This is a genomic window from Acidovorax sp. NN32, from assembly GCF_057597245.1.
This window is the reverse complement of the sequence record NZ_CP199679.1, coordinates 1,429,808-1,443,479: the sequence shown is the minus strand read 5'-3', so window position 1 is coordinate 1,443,479 and position 13,672 is coordinate 1,429,808. Positions and strand designations below refer to the sequence as shown.

The following is a 13,672-nucleotide window of genomic DNA, read 5'->3' as shown; positions in this document are numbered from 1 at the left end:
CGTCGAAGCCGGGGCGTCACCCTGACCGTTCGGGCCGGGCCTGTCGAAGCCAGGGTTTGAGCGCTGGATTTGCCGCATGTCTGGTTTCAGGGCGGGAGCCGGGGTGTGCGCCCGGCGGCGCAGTAACTTTCTCTTGCGTCGCCAAGAGAAAGTCACCAAAGAGAAGGCGACCCTACACGCTGCGTCCCTTCGCTTCGCTGCGGGCAACCTGCGGTGCTCTGTTTTGGCGGGGTCTCGCTAAACTCGCGCCGCTTCGCGTCACTCAAACAGACGCGAGCCCTGATCCGCCAAAACCTGCGCTCCTCGGCGCATCCTGAAGGGAACCCGGGGAGCGGGCTTCCACGCGGGCCATTGCTTCGCTGCGCAGCGCTCGGCCCCATCTCGCGGGCGCAAGCGCCTCGCGCTGCGCAGGCGGGGCCGAGCGCAGCAATGGCCCGTGTGGCTGTTCGGCTCCCCACCCCTGCTGGCTGCGCCTGCGGCGGGGCGGTTGCGGGGTGAGCATGGGCGTCGCAGCGCCCATGCCTCGTGAACTGACTCGCCGTGGTTGTCCGAGCGGCGCGCGCCAGCGCAAAGCGAGTTCCACGGCGCACCCCGCAACCGCCCCGACGCAGGTTGCCCCCACGCACCGCGTGGGGGCCGCAGACTGGGGGTCGCCTTTTCTTTGGTGACTTTCTTTTGGCGACCCAAAAGAAAGTTACTCGCCCGCCGGGGCGACATCCCGGCCTCCGCCCTCAAAACAGGCACGCCGCCCAACCAGCGCACAAGCCCAGGCTTCGACAAGCTCAGCCCCAACGGACTGGAGGGCACCACAAAACCACAAAAACAATAGCACCCAGCGCTCTCCAGACAAGCGCCAGGGTCCAAAATCACCCCAAAACCCCAGACACCAGCCGCAAGACGCGATCACACCGCGCTGCCAGCGACTCATCGTGAGTCACCATCACAAACGCCGTGCCTTGGTCGCGCGCCAGCTGCAGCATCAGGTCAAACACGCCGTCGGCGGTGCTGCGATCCAGGTTGCCCGTGGGCTCATCCGCCAGCACACACGCGGGCCGCGTCACCAAGGCACGCGCAATCGCCACACGCTGGCGCTCGCCGCCCGATAGCTCGGCGGGTCGGTGCATCAGACGCTCTTTCAAACCGACGGAGGTGAGCACCCGCTCAGCCTCGGCATGGCACTGCGCCAGCGGCAGACGACGGATGCGCAGCGGCATGGCCACGTTGTCCAGCGCGCTGAACTCGGGCAGCAGGTGGTGGAACTGGTAGATAAAACCCAGGTGCTGGTTGCGCAGCTGGCCCTGGCGCTCTGCTGACAGCGAAGACATCTCTTCACCCTTGAGGCGCACGGTGCCTGCCGTGGGCGCATCCAGCCCGCCCAGCAGGTGCAGCAGCGTGCTCTTGCCCGAGCCCGACGCGCCGACGATGGCCAGCGTTTCCCCGGCATGGATCTGAAGGTCCACGCCTTTGAGCACCGTCACGTCGAGGCGGCCTTCGGTGAATCGCTTGGTGAGGCCCTTGGCCTCCAGTACCACCACTCCAACTTTCTGATCACTCATAACGCAGCGCCTCGGCAGGGTTCACACGGCTGGCGCGCCAGCTGGGGTACAGGGTGGCGACAAAGGCCAGCACGAGCGAGATGATGCCAATGGGCAGGATGTCGCTGCTTTGCGGCTCGCTGGGCATCTTGCTGATGAGGTAGATGTCCTTGGGCAGGAAGCTCGCGTTCAGCGCTTTCTCGATGGCGGGCACGATCACGTCGATGTTGAGCGCAATGCCAAGGCCCAGCAACAGGCCCACGGCTGTGCCGATCACGCCCACCATGGCGCCCTGCACCACAAAGATGCCCATGATGCTCTTGGGGCTGGCGCCCAGCGTGCGCAGGATGGCGATGTCGGCGCGCTTGTCGGTCACCGTCATCACCAGCGTGGACACCAGGTTGAACGCAGCCACCGCCACGATGAGCGTGAGGATGATGAACATCATGCGTTTTTCCAACTGCACCGCAGCGAACCAGGTGCGGTTTTGTTGGGTCCAGTCGCGGATCAGCAGTTGGCCGCTCAAGGACTGCGCCAATTGCTGGGCCACCTCGCGCGCCTGGTGCAGGTCCTTGAGCTTCAGGCGCACGCCGGTGGGGCCTTCGAGGCGGAAGATGCGCTGCGCGTCCTCGTGGTGCAGCAGCACCAGGGCCGAGTCGTATTCGTAGTGGCCCGAGTCGAAGGTGCCTGCCACCGTCATCTGCTTGAGCCGAGGCACTACCCCGGCGGGAGTGACCTGGCCTGCGGGCGCGATCAGGGTGACCACATCGCCAGCGCGCACGCCTAAAGCGCGGGCCAGCTCACCGCCCAGCACCACGCGAAACTCGCCGGGCACCAGCAGGTTGAGCGTTTTTTCGTTGGTGGCGGCCAGGTCCGTCACGGCGCCTTCCAGCGCCGGGTCGATGCCGCGCACCAGCGCGCCCTTCATGTCCTCGCCGCGCGCCAGCAGCGCCTGCGCCGCCACGAACGGCGCCGCGCCCACCACGTTGGGGTTCTGCTTGGCCTCGGCCAGCGTGCGCGCTGGGTCGGGCAGCGCCGCGCCCTGGGGCGCAAAAATCTCGATGTGCGAGACCACGCTGAGCATGCGGTCGCGCACTTCCTTCTGAAAGCCGTTCATCACCGACAACACGATGATGAGCGCCGCCACCCCGAGTGCGATGCCCAGCATGGACACGCCCGAGATGAACGAGATGAAGCCGTTGCGCCGCGTGGCGCGGCCCGCGCGCGTGTAGCGCCAGCCCAGGGCCAGTTCGTAAGGGATTTGCATGAATAAGGAAAGAAGGCACTGCAGGGTGCGGAATGCACGCCACAGGCCGGCCAGATTGTGGCATCCCGGACAATAGAGCGAGTGAAACACTTTTACATACCCACGTTGGGCCTCCAGGCCAGTGATCGCAAGGCGCGGACCGCTGCCAAGGCTGGATGCCTTGGCAAGGTCCGCAACGCCGCGAGCGCTGGCCTGGAGGCCCAACCCTTCGGGAAAGCCGGGGAAAGGCCCGGCCACTGCGTTGCAGTCCGCTTGCGGTATCCCAACCGCTGCGCGTCCTGCGCCTTGTTGCCGGGCCTTTCCCCGGCTTTCGTGGGCACGTAAAAGTGTTCCACTCGCTCTAGCCATGTCGGACACCAACCATTTGCTCATTCCCTACGCCGCCAGCGCAGCCACCGGATGCCAGCAAGCCCTGCAGGGCCTGGCCCTGCCCCACCTGGACCGGCTTCTGGCCCGGCTCAGCCCCCATCCCACCCACAGTGACAGCGGCGAGGAAACCAGCTTTTCTGCCCCCCACGAACGCGCCCTGGCGCGCGCGCTGGGACTGCCAGCGCAGGACGGGCGCATCCCCTGGGCCGCGTGGCACCGCCACCAGCAAGGCCAGTCACCCAACGGTGACGTCTGGGCGTTTGTCACGCCCTGCCAGTGGCAGGTCAGCACCGACCACGTCACGCTGCGCAACCCCGAGCACCTCGCGCTGGATGAAGCCGCGTCGCGCGCGCTGCTGGCCATCGTCTCACCCTGGTTTGCCGAAGATGGCATCACCCTGCACTACGACCAGCCCACACGCTGGCTGGCCACCAGCCCCCTGTTTTCCGACCTGGCTACCGCCTCGCTGGAGCGCGTGCTGCAGCGCGATGTGCGCGCCTGGATGCCGGACGCAAAGGCGGCCCGGACCCTGCACCGTTTGCACAGCGAGATGCAGATGCTGCTCTACACCCACGCCTTCAACGACGAGCGCTCGGAGCGCGGGCTGCCGGTGATCAACTCGTTCTGGGTGCATGGTACCGGCCCAATTCCCACCCCTGCCCCGTCTGCCCTCCCCACGCCGACGGTGCCCACCACCTTGCGCGATGCGGCACTGAACGAGGACTGGCGCGCCTGGGCCGCCGCGTGGACCGCATTGGACGCAGGCCCGGTGGCCGATCTGCTGCGCAAGTCCGAAGGCGGCGTGCCGGTGCAACTGACCCTGTGCGGCGAGCGCAACACGCTGGCCTTCCACACCGCCCCCCGCACCCTGGCCCAGCGTTTTCAAAGCCTTTTCAGGACCCAGCGCTTTACAGACCTGCGCGAAAAGCTATGAAAATAGTAGCAAGAGACATTCCCCCCCGTGCCGCCTGGGCGCTGGAACAGGCCGGTGTGCACCCGCTGCTGGCGCGCCTGTATGCCGCGCGCGGTGTGCGTGCCAAGGACGAGCTGGACGACGGCCTGGGCAGGTTGTTGCCCCCCGCGGGCCTCAAAGGCATTGACACCGCCGCGCGCCTGCTGGCCGACGCCATGGCGCAGAACAAGCGCCTCATCATCGTGGCCGACTACGACTGCGATGGCGCCACCGCCTGCGCCGTGGGCGTGCGCGGCCTGCGGCTGCTGGGCGCTCAACAGGTGGATTACCTCGTGCCGGACCGCGTGACGGACGGTTATGGCCTCACCGCATCCATCGCCAGCCGCGTGGCCGAGCGCGGGGCCGATGTGCTGATCACCGTGGACAACGGCATCGCCAGCGTGGACGGCGTGGCCGAGGCCAAGGCGCTGGGCCTCACGGTCGTCGTCACCGACCACCACCTGCCCGGCCCCGAGCTGCCCACGGCCGATGCCATCGTCAACCCCAATCAGCCCGGCTGCACGTTCGAGAGCAAGTCCATGGCCGGTGTGGGCGTGATGTTCTACGTGCTGCTGGCCCTGCGCGCCGAGCTGCGGGCGCGCGGCATTTTTGACGCGGCCACCCAACCCAAGCTCGACCCGCTGCTCACCCTGGTGGCGCTGGGCACGGTGGCCGACGTGGTCAAGCTCGACGCCAACAACCGCCGCCTGGTCGCCCAGGGCCTGAAGCGCATCCGCGCAGGCCAGATGCCCGCCGGGGTAGCCGCGCTGTTCACCGCTGCCGGCCGCAAGGCGCCCGTGGCCACCACCTTCGACTTTGGCTTCGCCTTAGGACCGCGCATCAACGCCGCAGGGCGCCTGGCCGACATGACGCTGGGCATCGAATGCCTGCTCACCGACGACGCAGGCCGCGCCGCCGAGCTGGCGGGCCTGCTGGACGGCATCAACCGCGAGCGCCGCGAGATCGAAGGCGGCATGCGCGACCAAGCAATGCTGATGGCCGAAAGCCTGTTCCAGGAAGACGAAGAACCGCCCCCGGCCATCAGCGTGTTCGACCCGGACTTTCACGAAGGCGTGGTGGGCATCGTGGCCAGCCGCATCAAGGACAAACTGCACCGCCCCACCTTTGTCTTTGCGGCCAGCAGCGCGCCGGGCAAGGAGCACGAGCTCAAGGGCTCCGGCCGCTCCATCCCAGGCTTTCACCTGCGCGATGCGCTGGACCTGGTGGCCAAGCGCCACCCTGGCGTCTTGCTGAAATTTGGCGGCCACGCCATGGCGGCGGGCTGCACGGTGGCCGAAGAAGCGTTCGAGGTGTTTGAGCGCGCTCTGGCCCAGGTGGCGCAGGAGTGGCTGGACGCCGCCACGCTCACCCGCCGCATCGAGACCGACGGCCCATTGGCCCCGGAATACTGCCGCGCCGACATGGTGGACACCCTGCACCACGAGGTCTGGGGCCAGGGCTTTGCGCCCCCCACCTTCAGCGAAGAAGTGCAGATCGTGAGCCAGCGCCTGGTGGGCGAATCCAAGAACCACCTGTCGATCAAGCTCATGCACCAGGGCAACCCGGTGGACGCCATCTGGTTCGGCCACACCGAGCAGCTACCCGCACGCGTGCTGCTGGCCTTCCGGCTCGATGTGAACGAGTGGAAGGGCGAGCGCAAGGTACAGTTTCTGGTCGAGGGGGCTCAGATCTAGGAGTCTGTCGGACTTGGAGCGTCGAAGCGAAAATTGGCCCCAGCGAGGACAGTTTTTGCCGGATTTGCAGTCCCATAGCCGAGCTATGGGGCAAAAAGACGGTGGAAAATGGACCGCTGAGGTCAATTTGCAGCCGACGATTTCCAAGTCCGACAGACTCCTAGGGCAAGGCCCCACCCCACTCAGGCCTGCGCAGGGCCCTTGTTGCGCTGGCGGATCACCGTGACCGGCTCGCCGCCCTGACCCCAGTTCTCCGGGTCCACCTCGTCGATGATGACAGTGACAGTTTCAGGGCGCTTGTCCAGCACCTGCTGCATAAGCTGGGTGACGCCCGCAATCAAGGCGGCTTTCTGGGCTGCCGTGGTGGGCAGGTCGCGGCGCGCAAGGCGGATGTTGACCAGGGGCATGGGCAGGTCCTTTCGTCATACACAAAAAACAAAACAAAAGGCAGCCGGGGCTGCCTTGGGGGCGTGGTGCAAAAAATTTTGAGGCTTTTTGGCCTCTAGCGCCGAATGGGAAAGCGCTATTAGCTATTATTTTTATAGCAAACCTTCGCCACGCTCGGCGAACTTCAGAAGCTTTCCCAGTCGTCATCCCCGCCTTTGGCCACAGCCCGGGGTGCCGGTGCGGCGGGCGTGGCCGATGGTGCCGGCGCAGCGGCGGGCCGGCGGGCTGGGGAGGGGGCCGAAGACGCCAGCCGGGCCGCTACAGGGGCCTTGGGGGCCTGGGGAGCCTTGAGGGGCTGTGGCGCCTTGGCGGTTGCAGGTTTGTTGCCCAGGGCTGTCCTGGCCGCTGGCGCGGGCCGTGCTGCCGCCGTCGGCGCCAGGCGGGACGCTGCCGGCGCGCGAACTGCCAGCGCACCCACGTTGAACACCGCCACCACTTCGGCCAGCCGCTGGGCCTGGTCGCGCATCGAGGCTGCTGCGGCGGTGGACTCTTCCACCAGTGCCGCATTCTGCTGCGTCATCTGGTCGAGGTGCGTCACGGCCTGGTTGACCTGGGCAATCCCGTCGCGCTGCTCGGAGGAGGATGCCGTGATTTCGCCGATGAGGTCGCTCACGCGCTGCACGCTGGCCACGATCTCGCCCATGGTCTGGCCCGCCTGCGCGACCTGGGCAGAGCCCGACTCGACGTTTTCGACCGAGGCACTGATCAGGTTCTTGATCTCCTTGGCGGCCTCGGCGCTGCGCCCGGCCAGGCTGCGCACCTCGCTGGCCACCACGGCAAAGCCCCGGCCCTGTTCGCCTGCTCGGGCGGCTTCCACGGCGGCGTTCAGCGCCAGGATGTTGGTCTGAAAGGCGATGCCATCGATCACGCCGATGATGTCGCTGATCTTGCGCGAGCTGTCGGTGATCTGCTGCATGCTGGTGACCACCTGGCCCACCACTTCGCCGCCGCGTGCCGCCGCCTGGGCCGCCGTGCCCGCGAGCTGGTTGGCCTGGCGCGCGGTGTCGGCCGACTGGCTCACCGTGGCCGTAAGTTCTTCCATGCTGGCGGCCGTTTCCTCCAGGTTCGAGGCGGTCTGCTCGGTGCGGGCCGACAGGTCATGGTTGCCGTTGGCGATCTGGATCGAAGCCGACGAGACTGAATCCACACCCACCCGCACCTCGCTCACCACACCGCGCAAGCGGGTGGACATGGCCGACAGGGATCTCAGCATGTGGCCGAACTCGTCCTTGCGGGTGGATTGCAGCTCGCGCGTGAGGTCGCCAGCGGCGATGGCGTCGATGGTTTCTACCGCCTCGTCCAGTGGAACGGTGATGGAACGCACCAGCTTCCAGGCCAGCAGCAGCACCACCACAATCAGCACGGCCGACACCACCAGGCCCTGGATGGCGTAGGCAACGCGCCGTTGCGTGGTCTCGGCCCGGATCTCGTCGCGGCGCTTTTGCAGCACGGCGACAAACTCGTCCTGTGCCTTGAGGTAGCGCCCGACCATGGGGGTGAGTTCGTTGTCCGCAAACTGCTGGGTGGCCACACCATCGCCCGCGCCCTTGAGCTCCCAGGTCTTGGCAGTGGCGGCCAGCACCAGCTTGCGTTCGGCCAGCACCTTGTCGAGCGCCGCTTTTTCATCGGGCGCCGTGGCACCGGCCACGATCCCCTCTTGAATCTTGTTGATGCCGCCAATGATTTCCTTGACCTTGGCGTCGTACTGCTGGGCCAGCACCGCGTCGGTGGTGACGGCACCGCCCATCACCATGTTGACGGCGGTTTCGGTGGCACCCCGCCAGCGTATGGCCGCCGAGATGCGCTCTTCGATCTCGACCACCTGGTCCATCGCAGCCGACATGGAGCTGTTGGCCCGGTACTGTTGGAAGCCGGAGATCAACAGCATGGCCAGCATCAGCAGGATGAATGCTCCCCACAGCTTGCGCGAAACGCGGATATTGTCGATTTGCATGGTTCTTTTTCCTCGTGGACCTGGAAATGTAAGTGTGCGGCCAACGCGCGGCACGCAACATCCGATTGCGTCAACAGCAGGCCACAAGCCTACGCCAGCCCAGGCACTGCCCTGCCCTCTTTTTCCCGGGAGAAACCCGCACCCAAGGTGCCGGAGGTGACAGGACGGCCCACCCGGGGGTCAGCGGCACCTGGCAGGACTCCGGAGAACCCGTCCACGACGGCACAGGGGTTGCGCGGTGGCGCGCGATATCGGTACAAGCCCTAAAATGGCACGGTGACATCCATACTGAACGCCGACCTGCATTGCCATTCCGTGGTATCCGACGGAACCCTGACCCCGGAGGATCTGGCCGCCCGCGCGAAAGCCAACGGTGTCGAGCTGTGGGCACTCACCGACCATGACGAAATCGGCGGCCAGCACCGCGCCGCCGCCGCTGCCCATGCGCAGGGCATGGCCTACCTCACGGGCGTTGAAATCTCGGTCACCTTTGCCGACACCACCGTCCACATCGTCGGCCTGGGTTTCGACCCCCACGACACCCGACTGGCCGAGGGCCTGGCCGCTACGCGCGGTGGGCGCGGCGAACGCGCCAAGGACATGGCCGAACAACTGGCCCAGGCGGGTATTCCGGGCGCTTACGAGGGCGCGCTGCAGTTCGTAGGCAACCCGGCATTGATTTCACGCACCCATTTCGCCCGCTTTCTGGTGGAGACCGGGGTCTGCAAGGACACCTCCGAGGTATTTCGCAAATACCTCATCGAAGGCAAGCCCGGTTATGTACCGCACCGTTGGGCGTCGCTGGGCAACGCCGTGCGCTGGATCACCGAGGCAGGCGGCATGGCCATCATTGCCCACCCGGCGCGCTACAAGTTCAGTGCCAACGAAGAATTTGCGCTGTTTTCCGAATTCAAGGCCCACGGCGGGCGCGGGGTGGAAGTCGTCACCGGAAGCCACAGCGCAGCCGAATATGTCACCTACGCCGCGATGGCGAAGGAGTTTGGGCTGGCCGCCTCGCGCGGCAGCGACTTCCACAGCCCGGACGAGTCCCACACCGACCTGGGGACCTTGCCGCTGCTACCCGGCCAGCTCACCCCGGTCTGGGAACTGCTGGCTGAACGCATCCGGCACCCCGCTGCCGTTTGAGACGAGACGCACCATTTCATGGCCCAGTATTTCGAAGTCCACCCCGACAACCCCCAGCCGCGCCTGCTCAAGCAGGGCGCCATGCTGCTGCAAAAGGGCGGCATTCTGGCCGTGCCCACCGATTCCAGCTATGCGCTGGTCTGCCACCTGGACGACAAGGATGCCGTCGATCGCATGCGCCGCATCCGCCAGGTGGACGATAAGCACCACCTCACCCTGTTGTGCCGTGACCTGTCGGAACTGGCCAACTATGCCCGCGTGGACAACCGCCAGTACCGCCTGCTCAAGCTGGGCACGCCCGGGCCCTACACCTTTATCCTCGAAGCGACCAAGGAAGTGCCGCGCCGCGTGAGCCACCCTTCGCGCAAGACCATCGGTCTGCGCGTACCCGACCGCAAGGGCCTGCAGCTGCTGCTGGAGCTGCACGGCGCCCCGCTGCTGGCCACCACGCTGATCCCGGCCGGCGAGACCGAGCCCCTGAACGACCCGCAGGAAATCCGCGAACGCTACGAAAAGCTGGTGGACGCCATCGTGGACGCAGGCGCCTGCCCGCTGGAACCCACCACCGTGGTGGACCTGACGCCCATGGGCAGCGGCGGCGAACCCGAAGTGGTGCGCGAAGGCCGGGGTAGCTTGCAGGCGCTGGGGTTGTAGCCGCAGCTCCTCACCTCGACTGCCATAGCGCTTGCCCGGGGCCTCCACAACTGGCGCGGCCCCATCCCAGCGCCACCGTGGAACTGTGGCTTTGCCAGGCCACCGGTGGCGTCCCCCTGAGGGGGAAGCGGCGCAGCCGCTCAGGGGGCTATAACTTGAACGCACCCACAGCCTGCTCCAGATCGCGCGCCTGGGCCGTGAGCGAGGTGGCGGTAGAAACCGCGTTCTGAACCAGCGCAGCCGTTTCCTGGGTGGTGCCGTCCATGTGCGACACGGCGCCGTTCACATGGCTGATGGCATCGCTCTGCTCGCGCAGGGCGTGGGAGATTTCGCCAAGCAGTGCGCTGACCTGCCCGACGGCCGCCACGATCTCCTGCATGGTCTTGCCCGCCTTGCCCACCTGGCCCGCCCCGCTTTCCACCTGCTCGACCGACGCGCTGATCAGCGTCTTGATCTCGCGCGCGGCCACGGCGCTGCGCTGGGCCAGGTTGCGCACCTCGCTGGCCACCACCGCGAAGCCACGGCCCTGCTCGCCCGCGCGGGCGGCTTCGACAGCGGCGTTCAGCGCCAGGATGTTGGTCTGGAAGGCAATGCCTTCGATGACCTGGATGATGTCCACGATCTTGCGCGAGCTGCCACTGATGGCCTGCATGGTCAACACCACATCGCCCACCACCGCGCCCCCTTGCTCTGCAATGCCCGAGGCCTTCACCGCGAGGTCGCTGGCGGAATGGGCGCGCTCGGCGTTCTGGCGCACGGTGGCGGTCAGCTGCTCCATGCTGGCAGCAGTTTCGGTGAGTGAAGAGACCTGGTCTTCCGCATGGCGGGAAAGGTCGGTGTTGCCATGGTCGATGTCTGCGGCAGAGGCGCTGATGGCATCGGCGTCCTGCTTGATGCGCGATACCAGGTCGGTCAGCGTGTCCTCCATGGTGCCCAGGGCGTTCAGGAGCCGGCCAAAGTCGCCCTGCAAATCGGAGCTGAATTCCTGGCTCAGGTCGCCCGAAGCCACGGTTTCTGCAATCAGGATGGCCTGGTTGAGCGGCGCCACGATGCTCATGCGCAGGCTGAACACAGCCAGCAGCGCCAGCACAAACGCCACACAGCTGCAGCCGATGATCCATGCCCGGGCGCTTTGCAGGTGCGCCTGTGCTGCCTGGGCCTGGGGCGCCGTCACAGGCGCGCCCTGCAGTGCCTGCTCGGCCCCGCCGATGCCAGCCAGCGCCATGACCATCAACAGCAGCACCAGCAGTGCCATACCGCCAAACGCCAGGGCCAGGCGCGTTCCAATTTTCAGGTTGTTCCACATGATGTCGTGCCTCTCCAGGGCTGTTGTTTTGGTTTTTTGGGTCGCCCCGGGGGCAACTGTCAGATGCTAGCAATGATCACGGCGCTGCGGGCGCCCTCGGCATACGTACATCCCACATAGAACTTGCGCGAATCGGGATGCAACAACCGCCTTGCCTGGGGGTGAGCCACTTGCCCGAGTCCTGTTGTGCGCCAGTCATCCCACCACCGGCATACCGTGTACTCCGCGCGGGTCGCCCCGGCAACGGCTGGGGTGGCGGGCGTCTGAGACAATCACCGGGTGGACATCTCCAATCTCATCCAAACCGTTCTGATCTACGCCCTGCCGGTGCTGTTTGCCATCACCGTGCACGAGGCAGCCCACGGCTACGCCGCGCGCCACTTTGGCGACAACACTGCGTACATGATGGGCCGGATCACCCTCAACCCGATCAAACACATCGACCCGGTGGGCACCATCCTGATGCCGCTGCTGCTGTACTTTGCGACCTCGGGAGCCTTCCTGTTTGGCTATGCCAAGCCGGTGCCGGTCAATTTCGGCAACCTGCGCAATCCCAAGAAACACATGGTCTGGGTGGCGCTGGCGGGCCCGGCGTCCAACTTCATCCAGGCCATTGGCTGGGCCGTGCTGCTGGTGGCACTGGTGGGCTCTGGCGTGGAGGAGCGCTTTTTCATCGAGATGGCCCGCGCTGGCGTGCTGGTCAACCTCGTGATGTGGGCGTTCAACCTGTTTCCGCTGCCGCCGCTGGATGGCGGGCGCATCCTGGTGGGCCTGCTGCCCTGGAAACAGGCGCACATGGTCTCTCGCATCGAACCCTGGGGCTTTTTCATTGTGATGGGCCTGGTGATCGCTGGGGTGGTGGGCACGCTGTGGCTACGCCCGCTGATGTCGCTGGGCTACGGCGTCATCCAGTTTCTGCTCACCCCGCTCACAGCACTGTTGCGTTAATTCTTCTCCCCCCGTTTCTTGCTGACATCCTTCCCATGAGCATCACGCGTTTTCTCACCGGCATTACCACCACGGGCACACCCCACCTGGGCAACTTCGTGGGCTCCATCCGCCCCTCGGTGGCCGCCAGCCTCACGCCCGGCGTGCAGAGCTTTTACTTTCTGGCCGACTACCACGCGCTCATCAAGTGCGAAGACCCGGTGCGCATCCAGCGCTCCACGCTGGAGATCGCCGCCAGCTGGCTGGCCGCAGGGCTGAACCCCGAGAAGGTCACGTTCTACCGCCAGTCCGACATCCCCGAGATCCCCGAACTGACCTGGCTGCTGACCTGCGTGACGGGCAAGGGCGTGCTCAACCGCGCCCACGCCTACAAGGCCAGCGTGGACAAGAACACTGCCGCCGACCGCGATGCAGACGACGGCGTGACGGCCGGCCTGTTCATGTACCCCGTGCTGATGGGCGCCGACATCCTGATGTTCAAGGCGCACAAGGTGCCCGTGGGCCGCGACCAGATCCAGCACATCGAAATGGCGCGTGACATGGCTGCGAGCTTCAACCACCTGTATGGCGAACACTTTGTGCTGCCCGAGGCCGCCATTGACGACCATGTGGCCACGCTTCCCGGCCTGGACGGGCGCAAGATGAGCAAGAGCTACGACAACACCATCCCGCTGTTCAGCTCGCGCGAGCAGCTCAAGAAGCTGATCGGCGGCATCCTGACCGATTCGCGCGCACCCGGCGAGCCCAAGGATACCGAGGGATCGGCGCTGTTCCAGATCTACCAGGCGTTTGCCACGCCCGACGAAACCGCCGCCCTGCGCCAGGCCTACGCCGACGGCATCGCCTGGGGTGATGCCAAGAACACCCTGTTCGAACGTGTGGACCAGGTGATCGCCCCCATGCGTGCGCAGTACGAAGAACTCATCCACAACCCCGCCCGCATCGAGCAGACCCTGCTGGCCGGTGCCGAACGCGCCCGTGCGCTGGCCACGCCGTTCATCCGCGAGCTGCGCGCCGCTGTGGGCCTGCGCAGTCTGGCCCAGGCCACTGCGGCGCCCAAGCCCGCCAAGGCCGCGAAGACAGCGCTGCCTTCGTTCAAGCAATACCGCGAAGCCGACGGCAAGTTCTACTTCAAGCTGGTGGATGCCGATGGCCGCCTGCTGCTGCAAAGCACCGGTTTTGACGCGCCCAAGGAAGCAGGCCAGGCCATTGCCCAGTTGCAAAAAGACCCGGACGCACTGCAGACACTGGCACCGCGCCTGGCACCGGTGGAGGGCGTGAGCGCCGACGATGTGGCAGCCGCGCTGCAGGCGCTGGCAGAGGCTGCAGCCGCCGCGTAAACCGCTCTGTCCCTGTCCAACGCGGGATCCGGGGTCGGAATGCGCTGGGGGGAAGCGGTC

11 protein-coding genes are annotated in these 13,672 nt (G+C 66.3%); 6 read left to right on the top strand and 5 right to left on the bottom strand.

Annotation, left to right across the window (positions count from 1 at the left end; genetic code table 11):
* Positions 1-866: 866 nt before the first annotated feature.
* Entirely contained in the window at positions 867-1,556 is a 690-nt protein-coding gene (gene lolD / locus ACT89O_RS06665; RefSeq protein WP_487262153.1) for a lipoprotein-releasing ABC transporter ATP-binding protein LolD, read from the bottom strand.
* A complete protein-coding gene (locus tag ACT89O_RS06660) occupies positions 1,549-2,802 on the bottom strand; it encodes a lipoprotein-releasing ABC transporter permease subunit (protein WP_057226554.1) in 1,254 nt (417 codons plus the stop codon). The genes lolD and ACT89O_RS06660 overlap by 8 nt, the downstream gene beginning before the upstream one ends.
* 346 nt (positions 2,803-3,148) lie before the next feature.
* On the opposite strand from ACT89O_RS06660, the gene ACT89O_RS06655 reads away from it, so the two are divergent.
* Positions 3,149-4,105: a phosphoglycerate mutase gene (locus tag ACT89O_RS06655; protein ID WP_487262152.1), complete on the top strand. Its 957-nt coding sequence runs from the start codon at positions 3,149-3,151 to the stop codon at positions 4,103-4,105.
* Positions 4,102-5,817, top strand: a complete 1,716-nt coding sequence (gene recJ, locus ACT89O_RS06650; protein ID WP_487262151.1) for a single-stranded-DNA-specific exonuclease RecJ — start codon at positions 4,102-4,104, stop codon at positions 5,815-5,817. Before ACT89O_RS06655 ends, recJ begins: the two co-directional genes overlap by 4 nt.
* A 182-nt stretch (positions 5,818-5,999) precedes the next feature.
* On the opposite strand, the gene ACT89O_RS06645 is transcribed toward recJ, so the two are convergent.
* Both ACT89O_RS06645 and ACT89O_RS06640 read right to left on the bottom strand, forming a co-directional pair.
* Positions 6,000-6,224 carry a tautomerase family protein gene (locus ACT89O_RS06645; protein WP_057226547.1) on the bottom strand — a complete coding sequence of 75 codons (225 nt, stop codon included), beginning with the start codon at positions 6,222-6,224 and terminating at the stop codon, positions 6,000-6,002.
* Positions 6,225-6,388: 164 nt separating this feature from the next.
* Positions 6,389-8,218, bottom strand: a complete 1,830-nt coding sequence (locus ACT89O_RS06640) for a methyl-accepting chemotaxis protein (RefSeq protein WP_487262150.1) — start codon at positions 8,216-8,218, stop codon at positions 6,389-6,391.
* 276 nt (positions 8,219-8,494) lie between these two features.
* Between ACT89O_RS06640 and ACT89O_RS06635 the strand changes: the two genes are divergently transcribed.
* Positions 8,495-9,364 carry a 3',5'-nucleoside bisphosphate phosphatase gene (locus ACT89O_RS06635; RefSeq protein ID WP_176888678.1) on the top strand — a complete coding sequence of 290 codons (870 nt, stop codon included), beginning with the start codon at positions 8,495-8,497 and terminating at the stop codon, positions 9,362-9,364.
* Positions 9,365-9,382: 18 nt separating this feature from the next.
* On the top strand, positions 9,383-10,018 hold the full coding sequence (locus ACT89O_RS06630; protein WP_121420991.1) for an L-threonylcarbamoyladenylate synthase: 636 nt from the start codon (positions 9,383-9,385) through the stop codon (positions 10,016-10,018).
* A gap of 148 nt (positions 10,019-10,166) precedes the next feature.
* Here ACT89O_RS06630 and ACT89O_RS06625 read toward each other — a convergent pair whose 3' ends face one another.
* Positions 10,167-11,324, bottom strand: coding sequence for a methyl-accepting chemotaxis protein (locus ACT89O_RS06625; protein ID WP_487262149.1), 1,158 nt, complete (start codon positions 11,322-11,324; stop codon positions 10,167-10,169).
* 279 nt (positions 11,325-11,603) lie between these two features.
* Between ACT89O_RS06625 and ACT89O_RS06620 the strand changes: the two genes are divergently transcribed.
* Positions 11,604-12,272 carry a site-2 protease family protein gene (locus ACT89O_RS06620; protein WP_055393480.1) on the top strand — a complete coding sequence of 223 codons (669 nt, stop codon included), beginning with the start codon at positions 11,604-11,606 and terminating at the stop codon, positions 12,270-12,272.
* 35 nt (positions 12,273-12,307) lie between these two features.
* Positions 12,308-13,612 (top strand): tryptophan--tRNA ligase, encoded by a 1,305-nt coding sequence (locus ACT89O_RS06615; RefSeq protein ID WP_176888676.1) that lies wholly within the window; start codon positions 12,308-12,310, stop codon positions 13,610-13,612.
* Positions 13,613-13,672 lie beyond the last annotated feature (60 nt).

Coding starts and splice junctions, on each gene's coding strand:
- lolD (WP_487262153.1), bottom strand. CDS start 1,556: ATGAGTGATCAGAAAGTTGGAGTGGTGGTACTGGAGGCCAAGGGCCTC.
- ACT89O_RS06660 (WP_057226554.1), bottom strand. CDS start 2,802: ATGCAAATCCCTTACGAACTGGCCCTGGGCTGGCGCTACACGCGCGCG.
- ACT89O_RS06655 (WP_487262152.1), top strand. CDS start 3,149: ATGTCGGACACCAACCATTTGCTCATTCCCTACGCCGCCAGCGCAGCC.
- recJ (WP_487262151.1), top strand. CDS start 4,102: ATGAAAATAGTAGCAAGAGACATTCCCCCCCGTGCCGCCTGGGCGCTG.
- ACT89O_RS06645 (WP_057226547.1), bottom strand. CDS start 6,224: ATGCCCCTGGTCAACATCCGCCTTGCGCGCCGCGACCTGCCCACCACG.
- ACT89O_RS06640 (WP_487262150.1), bottom strand. CDS start 8,218: ATGCAAATCGACAATATCCGCGTTTCGCGCAAGCTGTGGGGAGCATTC.
- ACT89O_RS06630 (WP_121420991.1), top strand. CDS start 9,383: ATGGCCCAGTATTTCGAAGTCCACCCCGACAACCCCCAGCCGCGCCTG.
- ACT89O_RS06625 (WP_487262149.1), bottom strand. CDS start 11,324: ATGTGGAACAACCTGAAAATTGGAACGCGCCTGGCCCTGGCGTTTGGC.
- ACT89O_RS06615 (WP_176888676.1), top strand. CDS start 12,308: ATGAGCATCACGCGTTTTCTCACCGGCATTACCACCACGGGCACACCC.